A 629-nucleotide genomic window follows, 5' to 3' on the forward strand; every position below is an offset into this window, starting at 1 on the left:
CCTTTACTTTGAACGATATGAAGTTGTTTTCGATCGAAATCTAAATGCTTTAATTCTATGTTCCGAACTTCCATACAGCGTAAACCACAGCCGTAAATCAAGCCAATTAAAACACGATGTTTTAGCAGTTCTGCACTTTGAAGCATCTTCCAAATCTCTTCTCGACTTAAAACAACAGGAAGCTTTTTCTCTTTTGGAATCGATGGTAAATGAAGATAATCGTAAGGAAGATTCTCTGTTTTTAAAAGAAATCGAAGTCCGTAAACCGTATGTTTAAAGTATGATTGCGAAGGACTTAAAGAACGTTGCTGCAGTTCAAATAAGTAATCTTTAACCTGCTCGGGATGTAATTCCGTAGGAAGAATTCCAAAATGCAACGCCATTGCCGCCACATGCCGAGAATAATTCTCGAAAGTACGCTGGCTTCTGCCTAAAATGGAAATATTTCGCTGAAAACGTTGCAGAAGTTCAGAAAAACCCGTAATTTCACTACAAGCGCGATTAATGTATTTGTTCGCTCTTAATTCCTCCGGAGATTTTTTTTAGTTACCATAGTATCAATTGTTTAATATTAATATACTAAGGTACGAAATCATCGCAGCGAAAGCTACTGGAGGTTTAGTTCAACA

General features: G+C 36.9%; 1 protein-coding gene. It reads right to left on the reverse strand.

Annotated elements, in window-relative coordinates; all coding sequences use genetic code 11:
• Positions 1-506: phage integrase N-terminal SAM-like domain-containing protein (locus tag N5D46_RS14770; protein ID WP_221857225.1), on the reverse strand; the 506-nt coding region annotated here is incomplete at its 3' end.
• Positions 507-629 lie beyond the last annotated feature (123 nt).

Origin of the sequence: Empedobacter sp. GD03865 (assembly GCF_029840775.1) — a bacterium.
GTDB classification, from domain to species: Bacteria; Bacteroidota; Bacteroidia; order Flavobacteriales; family Weeksellaceae; genus Empedobacter; species Empedobacter falsenii_B.